The 22,484-nt window shown below is 63.7% G+C and carries 21 protein-coding genes and 2 tRNA genes; 4 read left to right on the top strand and 19 right to left on the bottom strand.

Going from position 1 to position 22,484, the window contains the following annotated elements; genetic code table 11:
* Positions 1–268: 268 nt before the first annotated feature.
* The 16 genes from ACN0X7_RS11275 to ACN0X7_RS11200 are packed head-to-tail and all read right to left on the bottom strand — an operon-like array spanning position 269 to position 18,384.
* Positions 269–2,032 (bottom strand): aminopeptidase P family protein, encoded by a 1,764-nt coding sequence (locus tag ACN0X7_RS11275; RefSeq protein ID WP_417517200.1) that lies wholly within the window; start codon positions 2,030–2,032, stop codon positions 269–271.
* 2 nt (positions 2,033–2,034) lie between these two features.
* Positions 2,035–2,895, bottom strand: a complete 861-nt coding sequence (locus ACN0X7_RS11270; RefSeq protein ID WP_417517198.1) for a 50S ribosomal protein L11 methyltransferase — start codon at positions 2,893–2,895, stop codon at positions 2,035–2,037.
* Positions 2,888–3,604: a DUF1194 domain-containing protein gene (locus tag ACN0X7_RS11265; protein WP_417517196.1), complete on the bottom strand. Its 717-nt coding sequence runs from the start codon at positions 3,602–3,604 to the stop codon at positions 2,888–2,890. The genes ACN0X7_RS11270 and ACN0X7_RS11265 overlap by 8 nt, the downstream gene beginning before the upstream one ends.
* Positions 3,601–4,437 carry a class I SAM-dependent methyltransferase gene (locus ACN0X7_RS11260; protein WP_417517194.1) on the bottom strand — a complete coding sequence of 279 codons (837 nt, stop codon included), beginning with the start codon at positions 4,435–4,437 and terminating at the stop codon, positions 3,601–3,603. Before ACN0X7_RS11260 ends, ACN0X7_RS11265 begins: the two co-directional genes overlap by 4 nt.
* Positions 4,438–4,449: 12 nt before the next feature.
* Complete coding sequence (gene asnB / locus ACN0X7_RS11255; RefSeq protein WP_417517192.1) at positions 4,450–6,336, bottom strand: asparagine synthase (glutamine-hydrolyzing); 1,887 nt, start codon at positions 6,334–6,336, stop codon at positions 4,450–4,452.
* Positions 6,337–6,351: 15 nt separating this feature from the next.
* Complete coding sequence (locus tag ACN0X7_RS11250) at positions 6,352–7,521, bottom strand: ABC transporter permease (RefSeq protein ID WP_417517190.1); 1,170 nt, start codon at positions 7,519–7,521, stop codon at positions 6,352–6,354.
* Positions 7,518–8,543 carry an ABC transporter permease gene (locus ACN0X7_RS11245; protein WP_417517188.1) on the bottom strand — a complete coding sequence of 342 codons (1,026 nt, stop codon included), beginning with the start codon at positions 8,541–8,543 and terminating at the stop codon, positions 7,518–7,520. Before ACN0X7_RS11245 ends, ACN0X7_RS11250 begins: the two co-directional genes overlap by 4 nt.
* 23 nt (positions 8,544–8,566) lie before the next feature.
* The gene (locus ACN0X7_RS11240; RefSeq protein WP_417517186.1) at positions 8,567–10,480 is read right to left on the bottom strand and encodes an ABC transporter substrate-binding protein; all 1,914 of its coding nucleotides are present in this window, start codon (positions 10,478–10,480) and stop codon (positions 8,567–8,569) included.
* On the bottom strand, positions 10,477–12,375 hold the full coding sequence (locus tag ACN0X7_RS11235) for an ABC transporter ATP-binding protein (RefSeq protein ID WP_417517184.1): 1,899 nt from the start codon (positions 12,373–12,375) through the stop codon (positions 10,477–10,479). Before ACN0X7_RS11235 ends, ACN0X7_RS11240 begins: the two co-directional genes overlap by 4 nt.
* Positions 12,376–12,882: a hypothetical protein gene (locus tag ACN0X7_RS11230; RefSeq protein ID WP_417517182.1), complete on the bottom strand. Its 507-nt coding sequence runs from the start codon at positions 12,880–12,882 to the stop codon at positions 12,376–12,378.
* On the bottom strand, positions 12,882–14,003 hold the full coding sequence (locus tag ACN0X7_RS11225; RefSeq protein WP_417517180.1) for a glycosyltransferase family protein: 1,122 nt from the start codon (positions 14,001–14,003) through the stop codon (positions 12,882–12,884). Before ACN0X7_RS11225 ends, ACN0X7_RS11230 begins: the two co-directional genes overlap by 1 nt.
* A 3-nt stretch (positions 14,004–14,006) precedes the next feature.
* Positions 14,007–14,579: a histidine phosphatase family protein gene (locus ACN0X7_RS11220; protein WP_417517178.1), complete on the bottom strand. Its 573-nt coding sequence runs from the start codon at positions 14,577–14,579 to the stop codon at positions 14,007–14,009.
* Positions 14,573–15,649, bottom strand: a complete 1,077-nt coding sequence (locus ACN0X7_RS11215) for a glycosyltransferase family 4 protein (RefSeq protein ID WP_417517176.1) — start codon at positions 15,647–15,649, stop codon at positions 14,573–14,575. The genes ACN0X7_RS11220 and ACN0X7_RS11215 overlap by 7 nt, the downstream gene beginning before the upstream one ends.
* Positions 15,649–16,851 carry a glycosyltransferase family 4 protein gene (locus tag ACN0X7_RS11210; RefSeq protein WP_417517174.1) on the bottom strand — a complete coding sequence of 401 codons (1,203 nt, stop codon included), beginning with the start codon at positions 16,849–16,851 and terminating at the stop codon, positions 15,649–15,651. Before ACN0X7_RS11210 ends, ACN0X7_RS11215 begins: the two co-directional genes overlap by 1 nt.
* 7 nt (positions 16,852–16,858) lie before the next feature.
* Entirely contained in the window at positions 16,859–17,641 is a 783-nt protein-coding gene (locus ACN0X7_RS11205) for a TylF/MycF/NovP-related O-methyltransferase (protein WP_417517172.1), read from the bottom strand.
* On the bottom strand, positions 17,641–18,384 hold the full coding sequence (locus ACN0X7_RS11200; protein WP_417517170.1) for a phytanoyl-CoA dioxygenase family protein: 744 nt from the start codon (positions 18,382–18,384) through the stop codon (positions 17,641–17,643). The genes ACN0X7_RS11205 and ACN0X7_RS11200 overlap by 1 nt, the downstream gene beginning before the upstream one ends.
* A 138-nt stretch (positions 18,385–18,522) precedes the next feature.
* On the opposite strand from ACN0X7_RS11200, the gene ACN0X7_RS11195 reads away from it, so the two are divergent.
* The 4 genes from ACN0X7_RS11195 (at position 18,523) to ACN0X7_RS11180 (ending at position 19,747) form a co-directional block, all read left to right on the top strand.
* Positions 18,523–18,609 (top strand) — tRNA-Leu (locus tag ACN0X7_RS11195).
* Between the two features lie 124 nt (positions 18,610–18,733).
* A tRNA-Leu gene (locus ACN0X7_RS11190) sits at positions 18,734–18,820 on the top strand.
* Between the two features lie 35 nt (positions 18,821–18,855).
* Positions 18,856–19,272: a metallopeptidase family protein gene (locus ACN0X7_RS11185; protein WP_417517168.1), complete on the top strand. Its 417-nt coding sequence runs from the start codon at positions 18,856–18,858 to the stop codon at positions 19,270–19,272.
* A 25-nt stretch (positions 19,273–19,297) separates the two neighbouring features.
* A complete protein-coding gene (locus ACN0X7_RS11180) occupies positions 19,298–19,747 on the top strand; it encodes a cupin domain-containing protein (RefSeq protein ID WP_417517166.1) in 450 nt (149 codons plus the stop codon).
* Positions 19,748–19,756: 9 nt separating this feature from the next.
* Here the strand turns inward: ACN0X7_RS11180 and ACN0X7_RS11175 are convergent, their stop codons facing one another.
* From ACN0X7_RS11175 to ACN0X7_RS11165, 3 genes are all read right to left on the bottom strand, one after another.
* Positions 19,757–20,392, bottom strand: a complete 636-nt coding sequence (locus ACN0X7_RS11175) for a cytochrome P460 family protein (RefSeq protein WP_417517164.1) — start codon at positions 20,390–20,392, stop codon at positions 19,757–19,759.
* 93 nt (positions 20,393–20,485) lie between these two features.
* On the bottom strand, positions 20,486–21,178 hold the full coding sequence (locus ACN0X7_RS11170; RefSeq protein WP_417517162.1) for a class I SAM-dependent methyltransferase: 693 nt from the start codon (positions 21,176–21,178) through the stop codon (positions 20,486–20,488).
* Positions 21,142–22,422, bottom strand: coding sequence for an acetyl-CoA hydrolase/transferase family protein (locus ACN0X7_RS11165; protein ID WP_417517160.1), 1,281 nt, complete (start codon positions 22,420–22,422; stop codon positions 21,142–21,144). The genes ACN0X7_RS11170 and ACN0X7_RS11165 overlap by 37 nt, the downstream gene beginning before the upstream one ends.
* Between the last annotated feature and the right edge of the window lie 62 nt (positions 22,423–22,484).

Here is a 22,484-nt window from a genome sequence, read left to right as displayed (position 1 = left end):
AGCATCACGCCAAAGGAGTGCGCCAACTACATCACCAATGCAGGATACGCTTCAATCTAATATTGGAACGCTCTAGACGTTAAGGCGGTCCCGCATTTGATTGAAACGGCCAAACGCACAGGGTGTCACCCCCGCCTCCGTGCGGGGGCAACGGGTGACCCGTCGAACCCGACGCGTGTCCGGTATTCAGGAAAGGCCCCCGGATCAACCGGGGGTGACAGACCGGGAGTCGGCGAGGCAGGCAAAGACGGGACAGTTCTAACGCCGCTCAGACGGGCCGTGTCGCGTCTTCCAGCCACGTGGCCGCATCGCCGGCCAGTGGCGCAAGCTTTTCCCGCACACCGGCGTGATAGCTGTTCAGCCAGTCGCGTTCCGTCTCATCCATCAGCGACAGATCGACCAGCCGCAGATCGATCGGGGCCTGCGTCAGCGTCTCGAAACCCAGCGTCGGGCGTTCGCCATCCGGGGTCTCGACCTCCGTCACCGTGACCAGATTCTCGATGCGGATGCCATATGCGCCGGTCTTGTAGTAGCCGGGCTCGTTGGACACGATCATGCCCGGTTCCAGCGCCACGTTGCTGGGCAGCTTCGAGATACGCTGCGGGCCTTCATGGACGCTGAGATAGCTGCCGACGCCATGCCCGGTGCCGTGATCAAAGTCGATCCCGGCTTCCCACAGCGGCAGCCGGGCGAGGGTGTCCAGCTGACTGCCGGACGTGCCCTTCGGAAAGCGTGCGCGGGCCAGCGCGATGTGCCCCTTCAGGACGCGTGTGAAGCGATCCTTCATCTCGGCGGAGGGCTCACCGATAGCGATGGTGCGGGTGATGTCGGTCGTGCCGTCCAGATACTGGCCGCCGGAGTCCACCAGAAACAGTTCGCCGTCGCCCAGCGTGCGGTTGGTGTCCGGTGTCACCCGGTAATGGACGATGGCTCCGTTCGGGCCGGAGCCGGAGATCGTGTCGAAGGACAGGTCACGCATCAGATTGTCTTCGCGCCGGAACTGTTCCAGCCGGTCGGCGGCAGAGATTTCGTCGAGTGTCCCCGGTTCGTGCGCATCCACCCAGGCGAGGAACTTCGTCACCGCCACGCCATCGCGAATGTGCGCCGCGCGGGTGCCCGAAATCTCGGTCGCATTCTTGCGCGCCTTCGGCAGGGCGGTGGGGTCGGTGCCCATGGTCAGTCGGGCATCCGCAGTCTTCAGCCGCTGGGTGACGGCGGCCACGGCGGTCGCACCGTCGACCAGCACGGCCTTGCCGGTCAGCCCGTCGAGCCCTTCCAGGAAATCTTCCGGCGCATGAAGGCTGACGTCCGGACCCAGATGCGTCCGAGTCTCGGAGGACAGTTTTGCAGGTGCGATGTAGAGATCGACGGTCGCGTCGGCGTGAAGGATGGCGAAGCTCAGGGGCAGCGGCGTGCGGGGCACATCGCTGCCGCGGATGTTCAGCAGCCACGCAATCGATTCCGGGAGGGTCAGCACGGCCGCGTCATGGCCCTGATCGCGCAGGGATTCCGCAATCTCCGCCCGCTTCCGGTCGTGGGGAACGCCCGCGAATTTCACGTCATGGGGCACCACCGGTTCCGTCGGCGGGGCGGGCCTGTCCTCCCAGATGGCGTCCACCGGATTGCTGTCCAGCGCGTAAAGCTCTGCGCCTGCCGCACCTGCGGCGGCACCAAGACGCTTCAGTCCGGCCTCGGTATGCAGCCACGGATCGAAGGCCAGCTTCTGACCTTTCGAGAGGGCCTCCCGCAGCCACGCTGTGGCCGGTTCGTCAGAGACATGGCGGGTTTCGAAGATGCCGGTATCGACCTGATCGCGGACCTGCAGCGTATATCGACCGTCGATATAGATCGACGCGCGATCGTGCAGAACGATTGCCATGCCCGCCGAGCCGGTGAAGCCGGTCAGCCAGGCCAGACGCTCTGCGCTGGCAGGCACCCATTCGCCAAAATGCTCATCGTTGCGTGGAATGATGAAGCCATCCACGCCACGTTTCGAGAGTTCGGCCCGCAGGGCCTCGACGCGATCATTCATCTTCAGTCCTCCGGGCGATGCAGCCGGAGCACGCTCCATTCGTTCTGCCGCCATTCTTCCATCAGTTGCAGGCCTTCTAGCCTGTAGCGTGACATGATCATCGGGACCTGACGGGTCAACAGTCCGGCCAGGATCAGGTCGCCGCCCGACGCCACCTGTGCAGCGATGCCGTCGGCCATCGACACCAGCGGACGGGCCAGGATGTTGGCGAACACCAGGTCGAAGGGCTGCCGGTCGGTGACAATCCGCTGACGCACGCCGTCCGCATGAAAGAACCGGCACAGGTGCTTTGCGTCGTTCAGTTCCGCGTTTTCCCTTGCGACCTCAACCGAACGGCGATCGATGTCGGTGCCCAGCGCGGTGGCGTTGGTCAGCCGCGCCGCGGCGATCGCCAGGATGCCGGCACCGGTCCCGACGTCGAGGACGTTGTGGATCCGGCGGCGGCGTGCTGTACGCTGCAGCATGATCAGGCATCCCGACGTGCTCTCGTGGCGTCCGGTCCCGAAGGCCTGACCGGCTTCGATGACCAGATCGATGAGGCCTGTCGGCGGCGGCGTGTCCCAGCCGCCCCTGATATGGAAACGGCCGATGCGCAGGGCGGGCAGGGCGGCCTGCGACTGCGCCACCCAGTCCTGCTGGATCAGCGGCGATATCTCGGTCTCGCCCGGCAGGGGCCAGACCTCAGGCCGATCCTCGACTATCGCCTCGACGCGCCAGCGCCCGCCGTCGGCCTTGAACACCGAGGTCGAGACGGGCAGATCGCCGAGGCAGGCCTCGATCTCGTCGAGACCGGACAGGTCGGTCAGCGTCACGACCTGCCAGTAGCCGGTTTCCTCGCCGACGTCGGCCTGATCCCTATTCAACGTAGGCACCATGATCGACAGGGGCCATTGCGATGGGTGTGCCCACGATCTCGCGGATCAGCTTCATGCGGATGGCGCGGGCGAAATCGACATAGTCGGTTGCAGTGATGATGAAGGCCCCGGTGCCGACGATGACGTCCGTCCGGAAATAGTGATTGAGACGCGGCTCCTCGTTCAGGATCGCGATGCCGTTGATGATGATGCCGGCCGCGCGCGCCTGCTCGCGGATGACCTGCGGCAGGCGGCCCTCGTTCGATCCGCCATCGCCGGAGATGTCGATCACGTTGCGCCGCGCGATGGGGCCGAGCTGATCGATCAGGCCGATGCTGTGCGCCATGGCCTCGCCCAGTGCGGTCTTGCCGCCCTTCATGGCGCGCGGGACGCGCGATATCCTGTCCGCCAGGCGCGAGGCGTCTTCCAGACTGGTCAGCAGGGTCCAGGGGATGACCTGTTCCTGCTCGTCACTGGCCGACCATTGCACAAGCGTCACCGCGAGCCCGCTCGGCGCGCCGGTGGTGATGGCGTACTGCACGGACGGATCGCGGAAGGCGGCCGCCATGCCCGCCATCTGCAGGCTGTACTCCTTGTTGTCGACGCTGCGTGAGGTATCGACGGCCAGCACCAGCGCCATGTCGATGCGCTGTTGCGCGCCGCCGGCAAGCGGCAGGATGCAGATGATTGCCATCACTGTCGCGAGAAACAGTTTCATTTCGGCTTCATTTGCGCCCAGAGATGCCAGCCCATGACGGATCCGCCGGGCCAGTTGGTCACGGGCAGGGGCGGGGCGTACATGAACCGCTTGTAGGTCTTCGTGACCTCGAAGTGCGGGAAGTCCTTCTCGACCTCGGCTCGGTCGTAGACCTTGCTGTAGGGGTTGCCCGCGCCATCGGTGCTGCGGTGGATGAAATTGTCCATCTTCAGATAGTTGGCCAGTCCCATCTCTTTCGAATTGTCATAGTGCTCGGCGTAGATCCCGTCGCCGCGCATGCCTAGGGCCCGCATGCCGATCAGACCAAGGCGGCGCAGCACACCGATCGCGAGCAGATAGTTCAGCGACCATTTCGCATACATCATGATGATCAGTTCGCCGTCGGGCCGGATCAGGCGATGCAGCTCCCTTTCCGCCGTTTCGATCTCAGGCACATGGTGCAGCACGCCGTGGCTGAAGATGATGTCGAAGCTGTTGTCATCGTACGGTGCATCCAGAATGGAACCCTGCTTGACCGCACCGTATTCCAGCCCGCGCAACGCCATGCGCGTCGCGGTGCGTTCCACCGCCTCGTTGGTCAGGTCCAGGCCCGACCAGTTGCCGCCGCGCTTGATGATCTGCTCGGAATCCGCGCCCTGGCCCAGGCCGATTTCAAGCACGTCCCTGTCCTGCCAGTCGATGGCATCCAGACACCCGAGGATGTGACCTTCCTTCTGATAGCGGAACCGGTCGTAGCGGTTGAAGAAGTCGAGATAGTCGTCCTTCAGGCCGCCGACCTGCTGATCGCCGCAGGGGTGCGTTTCCCAGAAGGAGGCAACTTGCTGTTCGTTCATGGTGATACGGCCTCAGGCATTCAGTCGGTATCGACGCAGGAATAGTTCGAAGCTGACCAATGTCCAGATCAGCTTTTCATGATTCTGGCGGCCATCCGCGTGATCGTCCAGTATCCGCATCAGTTCCCGGCTGTCATACAGGACGCCGGAGCGGCTGTCGCTGCCGGTCAGGTGATCGCGCACCCAGTCGCGCATGGTGGTGCGGAACCATTCGTTGACCGGCACGCGGAATCCGACCTTGGGCCGGCTCAGTATCTTCTCCGGCAGGATGCGCCGCATGCCCTCCCGCAGCAGCCATTTGTCCTCACCGTTGCGGATCCGGCAATCGTCGGGCATGGCTGACACGGTCTCCGCCAGCATGTGATCCATAAACGGCATGCGCGCTTCGATTGAGGCGGCCATGGTCATGCGGTCGCCCCGTTCCAGCAGGTTGTCCGGCAGCCACGATGTCTGATCGAAATGCTGCAGGCGTCGCAATGCACCGACGTCTTCCGGCGCGTCGAAGGGCGTGCCGTCCATCCCGGCCATGTCGATATGCTGCCTCAACAGCCGCTCCCGGGCGGCCGGGCCCAGTACGCCGAACCAGCGCGGGAAGCGGTCCCGCACGTCCCGTTCGGACAGGCTGTCGAACAGGGTCTTCACCCGGCGGAACCGGTAGGGCAGGGCGGCCACCAGCGGTCGGGCGAGGCGGTTGTGGATGAAGCCCGGGACGAGGCCGTGATAGCGCGCGGCGTGGCGCTCGGCCCTGTGCTTGGGATAGCCGGCCAGGATCTCGTCCGAGCCTTCGCCGGTCAGCACCATCTTGACGGTCTTCTGTGCCTCGACCGACAAGAGGTAGATCGGGATGTCGGAGGGTTCGGCGACCGGCGCGTCGCGGAAGCCGATCAGGTCGGGCAGCCAGTCCATCAGCGTGTCCGATGACACTTCAAGCTCGTGATGGCTGGTGCGGAACTGATCCGCGATCTCCCTGGCATAGCCGAGTTCGCTGTAGGCACCTTCGGCAAAGCCGACCGAGAAGGTATTCACGGGCAGGGCGCTGTTCTCGCTCATCAGCGCCACGATGGCCGATGAATCGATGCCGCCCGACAGGAACGCCCCGAACGGCACATCCGCGATCATGCGCAGCTCGACGGACTCCCGCAGCACATCCATGAAGCGTGTCACCGGGTCGCCATCGACGGCGTGCGGTGTGACCCGGCTGTCCGGCGTCGTCCAGTAGCGATGAACGTTCACCTGGCCGTCTTCGCAGACTGCAATGGACGCCGGCGGCATCTTGACGATGCCTTCGAAGAAGGTCTGCGGACCGGGGACGTACCGATAGTTCAGATAGGCAGGGACCGCACCAAGGTTCAGCGATGGTTCGAAGCCGGGCAGGGTGAGCAGGGACTTGATTTCGGAGGCGAAGAAGGTGCCCTCGGGACGCGCCGCCATGAAGACCGGCTTCTTGCCGAACCTGTCGCGCACCACGGTCATGCGGCCCGTGTCATGCTCCCAGATGATGTGAGCGAACATGCCGCGCAGGCGTTGCGCGGAATCCGGACCCCATTCGGCATGGGCGGCCATGATGATCTCGGTATCGGACGTGGTCTGGAAGCGGTGGCCGAGGGCCTCCAGTTCGTTGCGAAGGGCGCGGAAGTTATAGACCTCGCCATTGAACACGATCGACAGCCGCCGCCCGTCGGGGGCGGTGTAGTGCATGGGCTGGTCGCCGGTGGACAGGTCGATGATCGACAGACGCCGGTGACCCAGGCCGCCCTGATGGTGACCGTCGGGGCTGGTCAGGATCAGCTGGCCTTCACCGTCGGGTCCGCGATGCGAGATCGCGTCGGTCATCGCCTTCAGGGTGGCGGCATCGGGGGCAGCAGCTGTCTTCAGATACCAGCCCGCGATTCCACACATCCGGTAACAGTGTCCCTACTTGTAGGGATCGGCAGCGTCGCGCAGTCCGTCACCCAGGAAGTTGAAGGCCAGCACCACGACGATCACCGGCACCATCGGCCAGAGCAGCCACGGCGTCAGAACCACCGCGTTGAGGTTCTGGGCCTCGTTCAGCAGCACACCCCAGGATGTGATCGGCGGACGCAGGCCGATGCCGAGGAACGACAGGGCCGTCTCGCCCAGGATCATGGCCGGGATCGACAGCGAGGCGCTGGCGATCAGATGCGACATGAAACTCGGCAGCAGATGACGTCCGATCACGCGGGTGGGGCTGGCTCCCATCAGTTGCGCCGCGACCGTGAAATCTTCCTCACGCAGCGCCAGCAGTTTCGATCTGACCGCCCGGGCGAGCGATGGCCAGTCGAACAGCGCCAGTATGAGCGTGATGCCGAAGAAGACGAGCAACGGTGACCAGTTGGCCGGCAAGGCTGCCGAAAGCGCCATCCAGAGCGGCAGTTCCGGGAACGAACGGATCATCTCGATGATGCGCTGGATGATGTTGTCGATCCAGCCGCCGTAGTAGCCCGAAATCCCGCCCATCACGATGCCCATGATGAAGGACAGGGTGATGCCGATCAGGCCGACGGTCAGCGAAATTCGGGCGCCATGGATGATCCGGCTGAGAATATCGCGGCCAAGACGGTCGGTGCCCATCAGGAAGAACGTGCCGCCTTCCGCGGGGCAGACGAAATGGAAGCGGCCCTCGATCAGCCCGAGATACTCGAACTCGTCGCCCATGCAGAAGAAGCGGAGCTTCTGAATCTTCTCCGGGTTCTCGGTATAGATGCGCTGCCGCATGACCTGATCCTTGGTCAGGTCGTAGCCATAGACGAACGGCCCCATGAACTCGCCCTCATGGAACAGATGAATGCCCTGCGGCGGTGCCAGGATGTGCTTGGCGTTGCGTGTGTGCAGATCGTAGGGCGCGATGAATTCGCTCAGAATCACGGACAGATAGAACAGCAGCAGGATCACACCGGAAACCATGGCGAGCTTGTGGCGGCGGAACTTCCACCACATCAGCTGCCACTGAGATGCCAGATAGAATTTCTCCTGCTCCGGCGTCAGGGTTTCCTTGGTGCTGGGATCGAACGGGCGGTCATCCACCCAGTGCTGCAAGCGGCCTTCCTGATCGGGCATGCTCATTTCGCGACACCTCCGCCCAGACGAATGCGCGGATCAAGCAGGGCGAGCAGGAGATCCGAAATCAGCATGCCGATCACCGTGAGGAACGCGAGGAACATCAGGATCGAGCCTGCCAGATACTGGTCCTGGCTCTGCAGGGCCTGCAGCAGGACCGGTCCGAGTGTCGGCAACTGCATGACCACCGCGACGATGGCCGAGCCGGACACGACCGACGGCAGCAGGTTGCCGATGTCGGCGATGAAGGGGTTCAGCGCCATGCGCACGGGATATTTCACCAGCAGCTTGCCGGGCGGCACGCCCTTGGCGCGCGCCGTGACGACATACTGTTTCTGCAACTCGTCCAGAAGGTTGGCGCGCAGGCGGCGGATCATGCCGGCGGTGCCGGATGTGCCGATCACGATCACCGGCGCGATCAGATGCGCGGTCACCGAACCGAATTTCGCCAGCGACCATTCTTCGCCCAGGTACTCGGGATCCATCAGCCCGCCGATGGACACCCCGAACCAGAGGTTGCTGAAGTACATGATGATCAGCGCCAGCAGAAAGTTCGGCGTGGCGAGACCGAGATAGCCCAGCAGGGTGAACCCGTAGTCACCGATGGAATACTGCCGCGTCGCCGAATAGACGCCGATGGGAAACGAGACCACGTAGATGAACAGGATGGTGACGAAGTTCAGCAGCATCGACAGGAACAGCCGGTCGCCGACGACTTCGGATACCGGCAGATCCTGTTCGAAGGCCCAGCCCCAGTTACCCTGCAGGATACCGTCGAAACCGCTCGGTCCCGGCCAGAAGCCCATCCACATGCCGTACTGGATGATAGCCGGCTGATCCAGACCGTATTGCTGTCTCAGGAACTCGACCTTTTCCAGGGCCGCAGCTTCGCCCTGTGCCTGCAGTTCCTTGACCAGGTTGGTCAGATAGTCGCCTTCCGGCAGCTGGATGATCACGAACGTGACGATCGAAATGACGATCATCGTCGGAATCATGATCAGCAGCCGATGAATGATATAGGTGAACATCGATCAGAAACGCCCTGACTTCATCATTTGGATTGCCGCAGTTCTTCGGTTTCGTACCAGAACGAATCCGGCCGGTAGATCCCGAAATAGGCACCCGGATCCCAGTGATAGACGCCTTTCTCCGGCACGTTGCGCAACCCGCGGCGCACGACGACCGGCTGCGGCACGGCAGTCACGATGCCGATCGAGTAGACCTGATCGATATTGATCTCCAGCATTTCCTTCCACAGACGCTCGCGCTCGGCGCGGTCGGTGGCCTGGTTCCACTGGTTGGTCAGTTCGACCAGTTTCTTCGGCAGTTCCATGTCGGGCGGCTCGCCCATGGTGCCGCCGGATTCATAGTACAGTCCCCACTTGGGCCACTGCAGGCCCAGCTGACTGGTCGGGGCCAGTTCCTCCGGGCTCATGTCGGGCGTGGCGAGACCGGCCTGAATGCCGGTCCAGACGGCGACCTGGGACAGACCGGCGGAAACCCGGTTGCGGAACGTGTCGCGCTGCGACGGCTTGATGAACAGTTTCACGCCGACTTCGCGCCAGGTTTCTTCCAGCAGTTCCAGAATGTCGGTCTGCTGCGGGTCCTCACCGGACGTCTCGACGATGATTTCCAGCAGGCGTCCGTCAGGCAGCTTGCGGATACCGCCGGGCCCCCGTTCGGTCAGTCCGATCTCGTCCAGCAGGCGGCGCGCTTCCTTCGGATCGTATTGCGTCCAGCGGGTCTCCAGATCCTTGTCGTACAGCTTGCTGCGCCGCAGCACGGTATTGTTCGATTCCCGTGCGTCACCGAAATAGACGACCTCGTTGACCAGTTCACGGTCGATGGCCAGTGACAGCGCGCGCCGGAACCGGACGTCGCGGAACAGCTTGCGGTATGCCGGATCCTCGTAGTTCAGGTTCGGAAACAGGGCCATGGTCGATCCCATGGCGGTCTCCCAGCCATAGACATCGTAGTTGCCGCGGTCCTCGGCCTCCTTCAGGAAGGTCCAGTCCACCAGCCGCAGACCCAGCGCCTGCAGGTCCGTCTGGCCCGAACCGGCCTGCGCGGGAATCAGCGCGGGAGAGGCGACGGTCAGGATCAGGCGGTCCATATAGGGCAGCTGGCGCCCGTTCTGATCGACCTTGTGATAATAGGCGTTGCGCACGCCTTCAAACCGGCCGGCGGACTTCTTCCGGGTGGTGTTGCGCCAGGGTTGAAGGGTCGGCTGCTGTACATTGTCGAAGCGATACATCCGGTCGCGCCGGTTGTGCAGCGAGGCCCAGCTCGGCCGGCGGCTGTCCTCGACCTTCTGGGCCAGTTCCTCGGGATCGGCATAGTCCGCGTGAAACTGCTTCAGGTAATGGGCCGGGCGGTACAGGAACAGCGGCGACGCGGCGGCAATCCGCGGCAGAAAGTGCGGATTGGGCATCGGCCACTCGAAACGCGCGGTCAGACTGTCGGGGAAGGTGACGATCGGCGGTCTTCCATCGACCTGCATGAAGGACGGCACGCCACCGGGGTTCAGTTCCTCGTTCAGGACGACATCTTCCCACCAGTAGCGGAAGTCCTCGGTGGTGAAAGGATGGCCGTCCGACCATTTGTGGCCCTCGCGCAGGTGGAAGGTGTAGATACGTCCATCCTCGACGGTGAAGTCGCGGGCGATATCTGCGACGAATTCATAGTTCTCGTCATAGGCGACCAGCCGCGCGTACCCGTAGACAACCATGCGACGCAGATAGCGGGCACGCGGGATCAGCATGTTGAGGTCGCCGCCGTGAACGCCCGGTGCCTTGTCCCCCGTGAACGAGACCACCAGCGGTTCCTTCGGCAGGCGTTCGGTCACCGGCGGCATGGTGCCTTCGGCCACACGCTCTGCGAAATACGGCGTCTCGACCGCCTCGGCAACCAGCGCGGAACCGGCCATGGCGATGCTCAGCGAAAGGGCTGCGATCAGGCGCTTCATGCCGCGATCTCCCGCACGTCGGCGCTTTTGGATGCGCGTACCAGATGGCCGTCTCCGATATCGATCATGCCCATGTTGCCCGAACCGTCGACGGTGAACGGTGCCGGCCATTCAGACGGGATGGAGGCCTTGCCTTCCATCAGGGCGGTCAGATCGAGGCGATCATTCGGATCCGGTTTCGGCACGGCGTTGAGCAGGGCCCGTGTGTAGGGGTGCACCGGATTGTTGAACAGGGTCTTCCGTTCGGCGGTTTCGACAAGGCGACCCTGGCACATCACGGCGATGCGGTCGGCCACATAGTCGATCACGGCCAGATTGTGCGAGATGAACAGGTAGGTCAGGCCGAGTTCCTCTTTCAGGTCCTTGAGCAGGTTCAGCACCTGCGCCTGGATCGACACGTCCAGCGCCGAAACCGGCTCGTCGCAGATGAGCAGTTCGGGCTGCAGCGCCAGGGCGCGGGCGATGCCGATACGCTGTCGCTGACCGCCGGAGAAGCTGTGCGGATAGCGGCGCAGGAAGCGCTCGTCCAGACCGACCAGCCGCATCAGTTCGCGCACGCGTTCGACGCGCTCTTCCTTGTTGCCGATCTTGTGGATGATCAGCGGTTCGGAAATGATATCCAAGACCGTCATGCGCGGGTTGAGCGAACCGAACGGGTCCTGGAACATGAACTGGACCTTGCGGCGATAGTTGAACAGCGCCTTGCCTTTCATGCTCAGCACGTCGACCTGATTGCCACGGTCGTTGAACAGAACCTGACCGCTGTTCGGCGACAGCGCCCGCATCAGGATCTTCGATGTCGTCGTCTTGCCGCAACCGGATTCACCCACCAGTCCCAGGCACTCGCCACGATTGATGTGAAAGCTGACGTCGTCGACGGCCAGCACCTGAGCTTCTTCGACCGGGGTCAGCAGCCCGCTCTTCTTGATGGCGAAGCTTTTCGACAGGTTGCTGACCTCCAGCATCGGCTTGTCGGCATCGGGCGCTTCGGTGGGCCAGGGTTCCTTCTTGGCCATCATCGCGCCGGACTTGTCGGTGATGATCTCGCGGATCGGTACCAGCCGCTCGCCCGGCTCCATGTCGAACCGCGGCACAGCCCGCAACAGGGCCTGCAGATACGGGTGCTGTGGTGCGGCGAACAGGTCCTGGAGGTTGCCCCGTTCCATGACCCGTCCGTGGTACATGACCACGATCTCGTCGGCCATGTTGGCGACGACGCCCAGATCGTGCGTGATCATCAGGATCGCCATCTTCAGTTCGTCCTGAAGATCGTTCATCAGCTTCAGGATCTGGGCCTGGATGGTCACGTCCAGCGCAGTGGTCGGTTCGTCGGCGATCAGCAGCGACGGACGGCAGACCAGGGCCATCGCGATGACGGCGCGCTGACGCAGCCCGCCGGACAGTTCGAACGGATAGGTCTTCATGGCTTTCGCCGGATTCGGGAAACCCACCAGTCCCAGCATTTCCTCCGAAATCTCGTTGGCGTGCCGGTCGCCCTTTTCCGAGTGCAGTTTCAGCGCCTCGGACACCTGATCGCCCACGGTGTGCAGCGGCGACAGGCTGGTCATCGGTTCCTGGAACACGATGGACACGCGTCCGCCACGCAGGCGGCGCATCTCGGAACCGTCGCGCTTCAGCTTGGTGATATCGACGAAGCTGCCCGGCTTCTCGGGATCGAACAGCAGAATCTCGCCCTGCGAAATCTTCGCAGACCGCGGCAGGATACCCATGATCGACTGAGAGATGACGGTCTTGCCCGAACCGGATTCGCCGACAAGGGCGACAGTCTTGCCCTGGGGGACCCGGAAAGAGACCCCGTCAACGGCCTTGATCACGCCTTCGGAGACGTGGAACTCGACTTTCAGATCGCGTACGCGCAGCACATTTGTGCTCATTCAGTGCGGTCTCCCTGATTCCACATGCAGGTCCAGACCCAGCGCCCCCGCGTTCTGCCGCGTGGTCGCGTCGAATGTCACGCCCCTGGCCTCAGCCATGGAAAAAACGGTTTCAGCCACTTCGCTGAACCCGTTCAGAGCCTGATCGACGCGGATTGCCGAGCCATTCCCCTTCAGTCCCAGTTGCATCCATCCCGACTTTCTATCGCGCCAGGTTGAATAAAATCTCAATCGGACTTCGCTCAAGTCGTCCCAGGCGATCGCACGCGATACCGGTCCGGTCATCCGGACGCCATGTTCGTCGATCAGAAGCCTGCTTTGCTGCCTGATCAGTGTGCGCAGCGCGAAGACGGCAAAAAGAAGTCCGAGCCCTCCAAGCAGGGCGACCATGACAGAAGAAAGAGGGACAAACAATGCCGGAGCACCAAACACTGTGAGGCCGATCACCGCCCCGGCAAAGTCCTTGAAAATGGCGCCCGCCGGATAGCGGTAGTCATGTGCTTCCATCAATTCTGTCCGCCCATCAGAATGCGAGTGGATGTTGCCAGTCCATTCAATTTCACGTTGCCGAAATCGGGCGCAGGCGACCGCAATGCCTGCCTGACCGCACCGGCGAGATGTCCGGTGGAAAGCCCGCTTTCGGGCAATACGGCAATACCTGTTTCATGGAAGGCCTCGGCACGCCGGGTCTGCTCCGTCTCGCCCGCGCCCTCGTAAGGCACGATGAGGCATCTGGTCCCCGCGTGCATCAGATCGGTGGCCGTATTGTAGCCGAACTGGGAGATCGAGAGGGCCGCCGCGTGGAGTTTTTCCCTGAAATCCGGCGCGACTGGTTCGAACACGGCCGCCGGGTGCGCCTGTTTGCGCCACGCGCCTACCTTCGCGGGCGACACCTGCATGCCATGCCGGATGCGCCAGATCTCCGGACCGTCATGCAGACGTGAGGCCCCGGCCGCAGCATCGAACAGTGCCTCGCCCGCCGCGCCGCCGCCTGCCGTGACAAGAATTTCGCCCGACCTGCGGGATACGGAAACCTCCTCAACATCGGAGATATAGCCGGTGTGATGCACGGTGCCGGAAAAGGCTCCGATTCCGGGCACACTGTCTGAAATCGGTGTCAGTCGCGCGTCCCCGTGCACCAGCAACAGGTCGAAATATCGGTTCAGCCAGTCGAGGGCTTCCGGTTCGCGTTTCGGGCGCTGATTGACGATGTCGCGCACGGAACAGACGATTCGTATCTCCGTCGGACGGGCCCGCTGCAGCAGGGGCAGAAGTTCGAACCGCATCTGACGGCGGCCAAGCGGGAACAGTTCGACCACCAGCGTATCGGGGCTGAAATAATCGAAGGCTTCCAGCAAGGCCTTCACGCGGCGACCGCGGAAGCTGTCGTCCGGCGGGTTGCCGTCCTGATCGACCAGGCCTGAAAAGCTGGCATCGGCGGTCCGCACGGGTGGCAGTTGAATGAAGCGTACCCGTTGGTCGATGGATATATGCAGGGCGGGGAACCCGCCGCTGACCAGCATGACCTCGGCGGACTGTTTCACCAGATCGTTCGCCAGCAGCGCCATGCGCTTCAGATGCCCGACGCCGAGCAGGTGCTGGACATAGATCATGATGCGGCGTGCCATGGCCTATGTCAGTGGCACATTTTCCCGTTCAAGCGCCAGTCTGCCGTTCGCGAAACGGAAAAGCTGCCCGGCGTTCCAGTCGACGTGGAAAGGCAGGGGGCCGGTCATGTCCCAGTCGAGCGCTGCCGAGAACGCCGCCCGGATGACCCCCTTGTGACAGAACAGCAGGCATCGGTCCGCAATCCGGTGCCCGAGAAAATCCGTCAGCCGCGCCGCCACCTCGCGCGGGGTTTCACCGTTCGGCGGGCGCATGTCCAGACCCATCGCTTCCAACCGGATCATTTCCTGAGGCTTCTCAGCCTTCAGTTCGGCATGGGTGCCGCCTTCCCAGTCGCCGAAGTTCATCTCGATCAGTCGGTCGTCGATGATTGGATCGGCGATGCCCATCAGCCGCGCCGTTTCGGTGGCCCGGACAAGCGGGCTGCTGAAAGCCGGTGCGTCTGCGAAGTCCTCTGGCACGGATCGCAGCGTCTGCTCCGCCCGCCCGGTCGCCGACAGCGGGATGTCGGTGCGTCCCTGGATCCGCCGCGACGCATTCCAGTCGGTCCGCCCGTGCCGGATCATCAGAATCAGCACAGGCTCTTCAGCACCCGGTCGAGATTGCGCGCGGCGTGGCTCACCTGATGGTGTCGCTCCACCTGCCGCCAGCTTTCCGACTGCAGCCTGAGGAACAGATTCCGGTCGTCCAGCACCTGCGCGGTCTGGCGGGCGAACGCGTGGGCGTCGCGCGGCTTGACCAGGATGCCGTTCATGCGGTGGCGGACAACCTCCGAGACGCCGCCCTCGTTGCCGGCGATCACGGGCATCCCGCGCGCGGATGCCTCCAGAAGCGCCAGTCCGTAGGCTTCGTTGACGGCGGGCCACAGGAAAAGGTCGTGCGTGGCATAAATCCGGTCAAGACGGCTGGGCGGCACCATGCCCGAGAAGGTCACCCGACTGCCGAACGAGGCAAATGCCTGGCGGACCAGCCGCGCCATGCTGCCGTCGCCGACGATCGTCAGGTGCCAGTCCCGGTCCCGAATGTGGTTCAGTGCGTCGGCCAGCAGGCCGTAGGACTGCATCTTGTCGCCGGGGCGCATCATGGCCACGGTCAGCAGGCGTATCGGCTTGCCGCTGCTCTTCGCCGAGGGGCGCGGCCGCTGCCGGACAAAGGGTTTCAGGTCGTGCAGCCGGCTCTGGGGGACGATGTCGTCCAGCCCGCGCCTGTCGCGCTCGGTCATGCAGAAGATCGCGTCGGCACGCTCGATCGCCTTCAATGCCTGCCGGGCAAACTCCGAGTGCGGTCCCTCCATGCGTTTGGCGGCATGGCTGGCCTCGGCGACCGCATAGGGAATATCGAGCACATCACAGATCGCGGGTCCGATCAGGTCCGGTGCCTTGTAGTAGAGGTGATAGGTAAACCAGAGGTCCGGCGGATCTTCCAGCAGCCGCGCGGACAGCATGGTCACTTCCTGACGGGCGATGGATCCGATGTGATTCTGCGCGCGCGGATCGCCCTCCGGTTCGCGGGTCCTCAGACGGCTGGCCAGGAAAACCTCATGGCCCGCGGCCCGCAGCGCCTGCATCAGCAGCCGTCCCATCGTGCGGTCGCCGGACGGCAGGGGATGATCGGGCGGTTTCATGGGGGCGTGGAAGGCGATGCGCATCAGCTCTCATCCAGGCCGAAGCGGGACGTCAGGTCGCCAATGCAGCTGTTCAGATCAAAGCTCTGCCGCACGACGGTCTCTCCGCGCTGTCCCATGTCGGCTCTCATATGCGGATCGGCGAGCAGGCATTCAATTGCATCTGCAAGGGCCCGGGGATCGCCGGGTGCGACAAGCAGGCCGTTCTCGCCATCGCGGATCAGTTCCGGGATGGCTGAAACGGCGGTCGCAACGACGGGCAGACGCTGTGACTGGGCTTCCACGATCACGTTGGGCAGGCCGTCGCGGTCGCCGTCATCGGTGATCCGGCTGGCCAGCGCGAAGACGTCCGCTTCCCGATAGGCGGCCAGCACAGCCTTCTGAGACTGTGCGCCGCGCCAATCAACGTGAGCGGCGATGCCGAGGTTTTCCGCCAACTGCCTCAGGGAGCCGGAGAGTTCGCCGCCCCCGATATGGACGAAGCGGAAGGGTCGTTTCACCTTCGCCAGTGCCTCCAGCAGATCGCTGTATCCCTTCTTGGGCACCGCACGACCGACTGAAAGGATGACGGGGGTTCCGTCGGCGGTGCGTGCAGGCGGCGATGGAAACCGGCTGAGGTCCAGCCCGTGATAGACGCAGGCCACGCGCCCCGGTGGTGCCAGACCCGAAAGATGCTCGGCGTTGGAGCGGGTACAGGTGACGGCCCAGGCGCAATCCTCCAGTTTCTCGCGCTTTTCCCACTCTGGGCTGGTCCAGATGTCCTTGGCGTGCGCCGAAACCGACCAAGGCAGGCCGCGCAGCATGGCCGCATATCGGGTCACCGACGCCGGGGTGTGCAGGAAATGCGCATGCAGCCGGTCGATGTCGGAAGAAAGCTCTGCCGCCAGGACGAAGGCCTGTCCCAGACGCCGGACGCGATTGGGGGTCGGGTCCCGGGCGAAGTCGCGCTCCCAGAGTTTCAACACCGCGGCATGGCCCGGCATGGTCCGGCATGCCTGCAAAGCGGCCTTCACGCGGTCGGGTTCGTCGCGCAGATATTCGGGCAGGTAGACGACCGGCGCTTCGATCTCGTCATTCACCGGGTGGGTGGCCTTGTCCGTCGGATGGCGCAGGGCGTAGATCGTGATGTCGAGGCCGCGCTGCTCCAGCGCCCGTATCTCCTGCGCGATGAACGTCTCCGAGAGGCGCGGATAGCCTTTCAGGACAAAACCGACGCGTCCGCCCATGGTTCGCCTAGGCCGGTTTGACGGCGATGCGCGCGGCCGTGTCGATGCGATTCAGGAACGGACGGTTGCCCTGTTCGTCGAAATACTGGTCCGTGGCCTGCCGTGCGCCCTCGTAGGCGCCATAGTCGTCGATGATCAGGAACCCGTTGGACGAAAGCACCGGATAGAGGTGGTTGAGCTCATGCAGGGTGGAGCGGTACCAGTCCGTATCCAGCCGCAGCATTGCGATCTTCTCGGGCATGGTCTGCGGGATGGTCTCTTCGACGGTGCCCTGGATGTAGTCGATGTTCCGGGCAGGATAGCCGGTCGCGTCCATGTTCCGCTTCACCTCGTCCAGCGGAGCATAGGCCCATGCGTTGTGGTCGTCCTTCTGCTGCATCTCCCAGCGTTTGATGGTGTCGCTGCCGTCCCGCTGGCGCACATCGATTTCCTCGGGCTTCACCATTCCCGCGAAGGTGTCGTAGAGCCAGATCCTGCGGTCGGTGACGCCGAACAGCTTCAAGGTCAGGGCCATCGTCATGGCGCTGCCACCGCGCCAGACGCCGCATTCGACGAAATCGCCGGGAATATCCTGCTGCACGATATGGCGGGTGGCGTTGAACAGGGCGTACACGCAGTCGGGCGTGGTCATGGTGTAGTCGCCGACCTGTTCGAAGATCTCGGCGAACTCGGGCTCGACATCGCGCGGCAGCTTGATCTGGCGATTGCGCAGGGCGTGCTGGGGCAATTTCCTGAAGGTGAAATCGTAACCGTACCGGAGCGCGAGTTTCTTCAGCGGCTGCCGCGCCATCAGGCCGCCGCCGCCGGATCACGGCCCAGCTTCTCTGCCTGCGCCTTGCGATAGGGTTCGGGCAGGCGGAGCTCGGTTTCCTGGTTCCTGAAGTGGAAGCCGAGGCTGATCCGCGGTTCGTCGGTCGTGTTGTGGAACGATCCGTGGACCGTATAGGTATGGGCGATGACCGCGTCGCCGGGCTGGAGAATCATCGGCACGGGGTCGCGGAACGCGCTCATCTCGCACTCCAGGTTCTGCAGTCCGAATTCATCGGTCGCGACCCGGTGATACATGCGTCCCAGCTTGTGCGTGCCCGGCACGAACCAGATGCAGCCGTTGTCCTCGGTGGTTGCCGTCATCGGGACGAACAGGCAGCAGACGCGTGAATCCGACAGGCCCCAGTAGACCCCGTCCTGATGCCAGTGCTTCGTCCGCACTTCGTTCGGCAGCTTCGTGAAGGCGAAGCTCTGCAGCAGCTCCGACGGGCCGTTGAACCGCTCGACAGTCCCCTGGATCAGATCGGTCGGCAGGGCATCGCCGACCTGCGCGGACTTCAGATGAATGTCTTTCTGCGAACGATAGTTCTGCTGAACCAGTGCCTCGACATCACCGCGGATCGCGTCCAGGGTTTCCGAAGGCACGTGATCGCGCAGGATCGCGTAGCCGTTCGCGTTGAAGAAGGCCGCCGTCTCCTCGTCGAGGCCGGGACCGGGGACCGCCGGACGAAACGCCTGCGGCTCAATGAAATCATCTATCGCCATGGCCGGATATCTAGTGTTTTTGCCTGCCTGTTGAAACCACTCTCGCGTGAATGGTGACCGAATATCGCGGCAGGCGCAAAATCGGACTTGCACCCGTCCCTGCCTGCCGCTAGAAACCGGCGCTCGACAACCGGTTCGGCCCAGGTGGCGGAATTGGTAGACGCGCTAGCTTCAGGTGCTAGTTCGGGTAACCGAGTGGAGGTTCGAGTCCTCTCCTGGGCACCATTCCGGAACGGCTTGTCGATCAAGGTCCGGCCCCGGCTCAACGCAGCCGGGGCGGTCCCTTGTCCTCGGAGACCTCCGCAAGGCGCGGGTCTCATGCCTGCATATCCCGCATGACGGGTTGCATGCCCAGGTGGCGGAATTGGTAGACGCGCCAGCTTGAGGGGCTGGTTCTGGCAACGGAGTGAAGGTTCGAGTCCTTTCCTGGGCACCAATTTCCAAACACGACAGATCTTCACGGAAACGATCATGAGCGGTGATGGCGGCGATCGGAAGGTTCAGCGCGAAGGCGATGGGCTCGACGCGCTTGCCCGGCTGGCCGAGCAGGCCCTCGCCGGCATTCCCCCGGCGCTTGCCGCGCACTGCCAGGGCCTGGTCATCCGGGTCAGCGAACTGCCCGAGCGCGACGTTCTGGCGGAACTGGAGATCGACAGCCCGCTGGACCTGCTGGGCCTGTATCAGGGCGTGGGGCTTCCCTACCAGTCTGTCAGCGACCCCACCGGCGAGCCGGACATGATCTGGCTCTACCGGCAGCCGATCCTGTCCTATCAGCGCGAAACCGGCGAGACGCTCGACGATATCGTCCGCCATGTCCTGATCCACGAGATCGGTCACCATTTCGGTTTCTCGGACGATGATATGGAACTGATCGAAAACGGCGAATAGACTGTGCCCCCGGGAGGAAACAGACATGACCGACAGCTACCGTTTCGATGACCGCACGATTTCCTGGAAACCCTTCGCGGGATTCGAGGGGCTTTATTATCACCTGCTGAGCGTGGATCACGACGCGCAGGTGGTCGACATGCTGATGAAGTTCGATCCGCACGCCGAATGCGTGCCGCACCGGCACGTCGGTCCGACCAAGACGCTGGTGCTGGAGGGGGCGCACAGCCTCTATGATGCGGTCAAGGACCACGGTCCGGCCAACACGACGCGAACGGCCTCGGGCTTTGGCAGCCATCGGGGGGACGAGACCCACATCGAAGGCGGCGGACCGGACGGTGCCACGATCCTGCTGATGATGTCGGCGGTCGACGGCGTGGTCTACGAGATCCTGAACGATGACGGTTCGATCGACCGGAAGATCACGATGGACGATTTCCAGCGGGGCCTCGAACGTCAGCGGCAGGCCGCCTGAGCGCACGCCTCAGCGCAGCGCGCGGTAGGCTTCGGGGACGTAGAACAGGTAGTCCGAGTTCCGCACCGACTTGTGGCAGTCGTGGCAGAAATCGACTTTCCCGGGTTCTTCGCCCCGTGTGTCGCCGTAGGTCTCGCCCGTCGGCGTGATCATGACATACCGCCAGTCGCCGGTCGGTTTGCTGGATCCTGCCGGCAGTTTTTCCATCACGAAAAGGGACTGCGCGTAGACGTCGCCCTCCGTGGTGATCGCGAAGGCGTCCTTGGCCAGGATCGCACCGACCGGCATGACCTTGCCCTGTTTCACGGCCCTGTATTCGGCGGCCAGGGCATTGCCGTAGTTGTTCACATAGCGCTCGCCATGGGTCTTCGACTTGTAGGGGGCCGTGTTGAAGCGGGTCCAGGTCTGGTAGGCGCGGCCCGCCGGTTCATCGGATTCGGCATAGCCGCTGCGCATGTCGGATATGATGCTCTGGTAGAGCTGTTCGGCCTTCGAACCTTCGGCATCGGCGGCGTTCATGGTCTTGAAGTGACCCTCGGGCGCGAATGCGGGACGTCCGTCCGACGACGACTGCCCGAGAAAATAGAATCCTGCACCGGCGGCGATCAGGACGGCGAGAATGATGATGGCGGCGTTTCTGGACACGTTGCTTCCCCACAGTCTGTGATGCCGGGCCAGGCCTGTTACAGATTGGGTGGTCGGCGGGGATCATCCAGTGCCGCCCCGCATGTCTCACGTTCAGTTGTTGGATGGTGATCGGCCGGCAATCACAAGTTCCGAACTGAGTCCGTCCGCTGTAACGCGAATGCTCTTCTGTACGGGCCAGCCGTCCGCAATCATCCGCTGCTTCAGCCGGACCGGCCGGCACCCGCCCACCTGCCGGGGCGCAATGCGATGCAGCGACTGCCAGAACAGCATCCTGCCACGTTCAACGATATTGCCGCCCGGTGTCATCGTGATGGCGCAGAACAGCCCGCCCGGACGCAGCACGCGCCGGGTCTCCCGGAACAGGGTGCGCATTGCGGGAAATGTCAGCAGGTCCAGCACATAGGCGGCTACGACCCGGTCCATGGACCGGTCCGCGAAGGGCAGGCTGACCGTTGCGTCGGCCTGCAGTACCCGGGCCCGCGCACCGAAGGAACCGATCGTCCCGTACGTCAGGCCGGTCATCGCCCCGGAGATGTCGAGGCCGGTGTATGTCAGGCCGGCATGGCGCGACAGCAGGCCGGATGCCAGCGTGCCGGTTCCGCAGCCGATCTCCAGGACATCGGTCGCCGCGTCGAAGCACCCTGAATCGAGCAGGGCGTCGAATGCGGGCTGTGCGTATCGCAACTCGCGGTTCTGGTCCGCGCCCAGCCGGTCATAGTGCGCGCGGGCCTGATCCGGGCGCAGCATCACGTGGGCCAGATGCCTTTCACCCGGTCGCGCCATGCGTCGCGCAGTCCGTCGCGAAAGTCCGGTCCGGCGATCTCGATCAGGGCGTCCGGGCGCTGGTTCACCGGCATGTTCTTCAGGTGCGCGCTGCCGTGTTCGGTGACGACATAGTCCACATCGGTCCTGAGGCCGGTTGTGACACCGTTCGGGTCCAGCGACGAGACAATGCGGCTGATCCTGCCGCCAGCCGCCGTCGCGGTCATGGCAAGGATCGCCTTGCCGCCCCTGCTGCGTTGCGCGCCGCGCATGAAATCAACCGACCCGCCGGTGCCGGAAATCTGACGTCCCTTCACGGTTTCGGCGTTCAACTGACCGCACAGATCGACCTCAAGACCCGAATTGATCGAAATGAAGTTGTCGATCTGCCCGATGATGGCGGAATCATGGGTGTAGGAGATCGGGCGGTAGGCGATGTCGCTGCGCCCGTCGGTCCAGTCGTACAGCGCCTGCGAGCCGTTGGGCACACCAGCCACGATCAGCCCCTTGTCGATGGTTTTCGCGGCACCGTTCGCGTTGCCATTGTCCACCAGCTCCGGCATGCCGTCGGCCAGCATGCCGGAATGAATGCCGAGGTCGTTCTTGGTGCGCAGGGCACGCAGCAGGGCGACCGGCAGGGTGCCGATCCCGATCTGGATGCAGTCCCCGTCACGGATCATGGCCGCGACGTTGTCGGCGACAGCCTGCACGTCGGGCGTGATCTCGCCGATGCCCAGCGTCGGACCGGGATGCGATACCCGGACGCCGACATCTACCTTGCCGCCCTCGACCGTCGGCCCGCCGACGATGTGCGGCATCCGGTCGTTGACCTCGGCGATGACGAGGGAGGCCTGACCGAGGGCCGCGTCCTGACTGTCCAGTCCGAAGCCGTGGCTGAAGTCGCCATTGCCGTCATCGCGCAGCGAGACCAGCGCGACATCGATGTTCGCGTCCTGCTCCAGATAACGGTGCAGCGCATGATACTGCTTCGGGATGAATTCCGTGCGGCCGCTGGCGAGACTGTCGCGGATGTCGCCGGTGCCGAAGAAGGCGATGGCGCGCGCCGTCGGATGCAGTGTCGAGAAGTCGAGCCGGTTCATGCCGGGCACGCTGACGCCGATGAAGGTGCAGTCGCGGCCCGCGTCCGGATCGGCCGCCAGCGCCTTCAGCAACTCCGATGGCTCCCCCACCGACCCCTGGACGTAGATCGTGCTGCCGGGCGGAATGCGTTTGACCGCATCGGCGGCGCTCAGAAATTCTGTCATTGTGTTCTCTCCCCATGACCGGGGAACAAGGTTACAGTCCCTGCGTCGGGGAGGACAGAGCA

It is taken from the genome of Minwuia sp. (assembly GCF_048263705.1).
Lineage (GTDB): Bacteria > Pseudomonadota > Alphaproteobacteria > Minwuiales > Minwuiaceae > Minwuia.
This window is presented reverse-complemented; position numbering and strand designations above follow the sequence as displayed.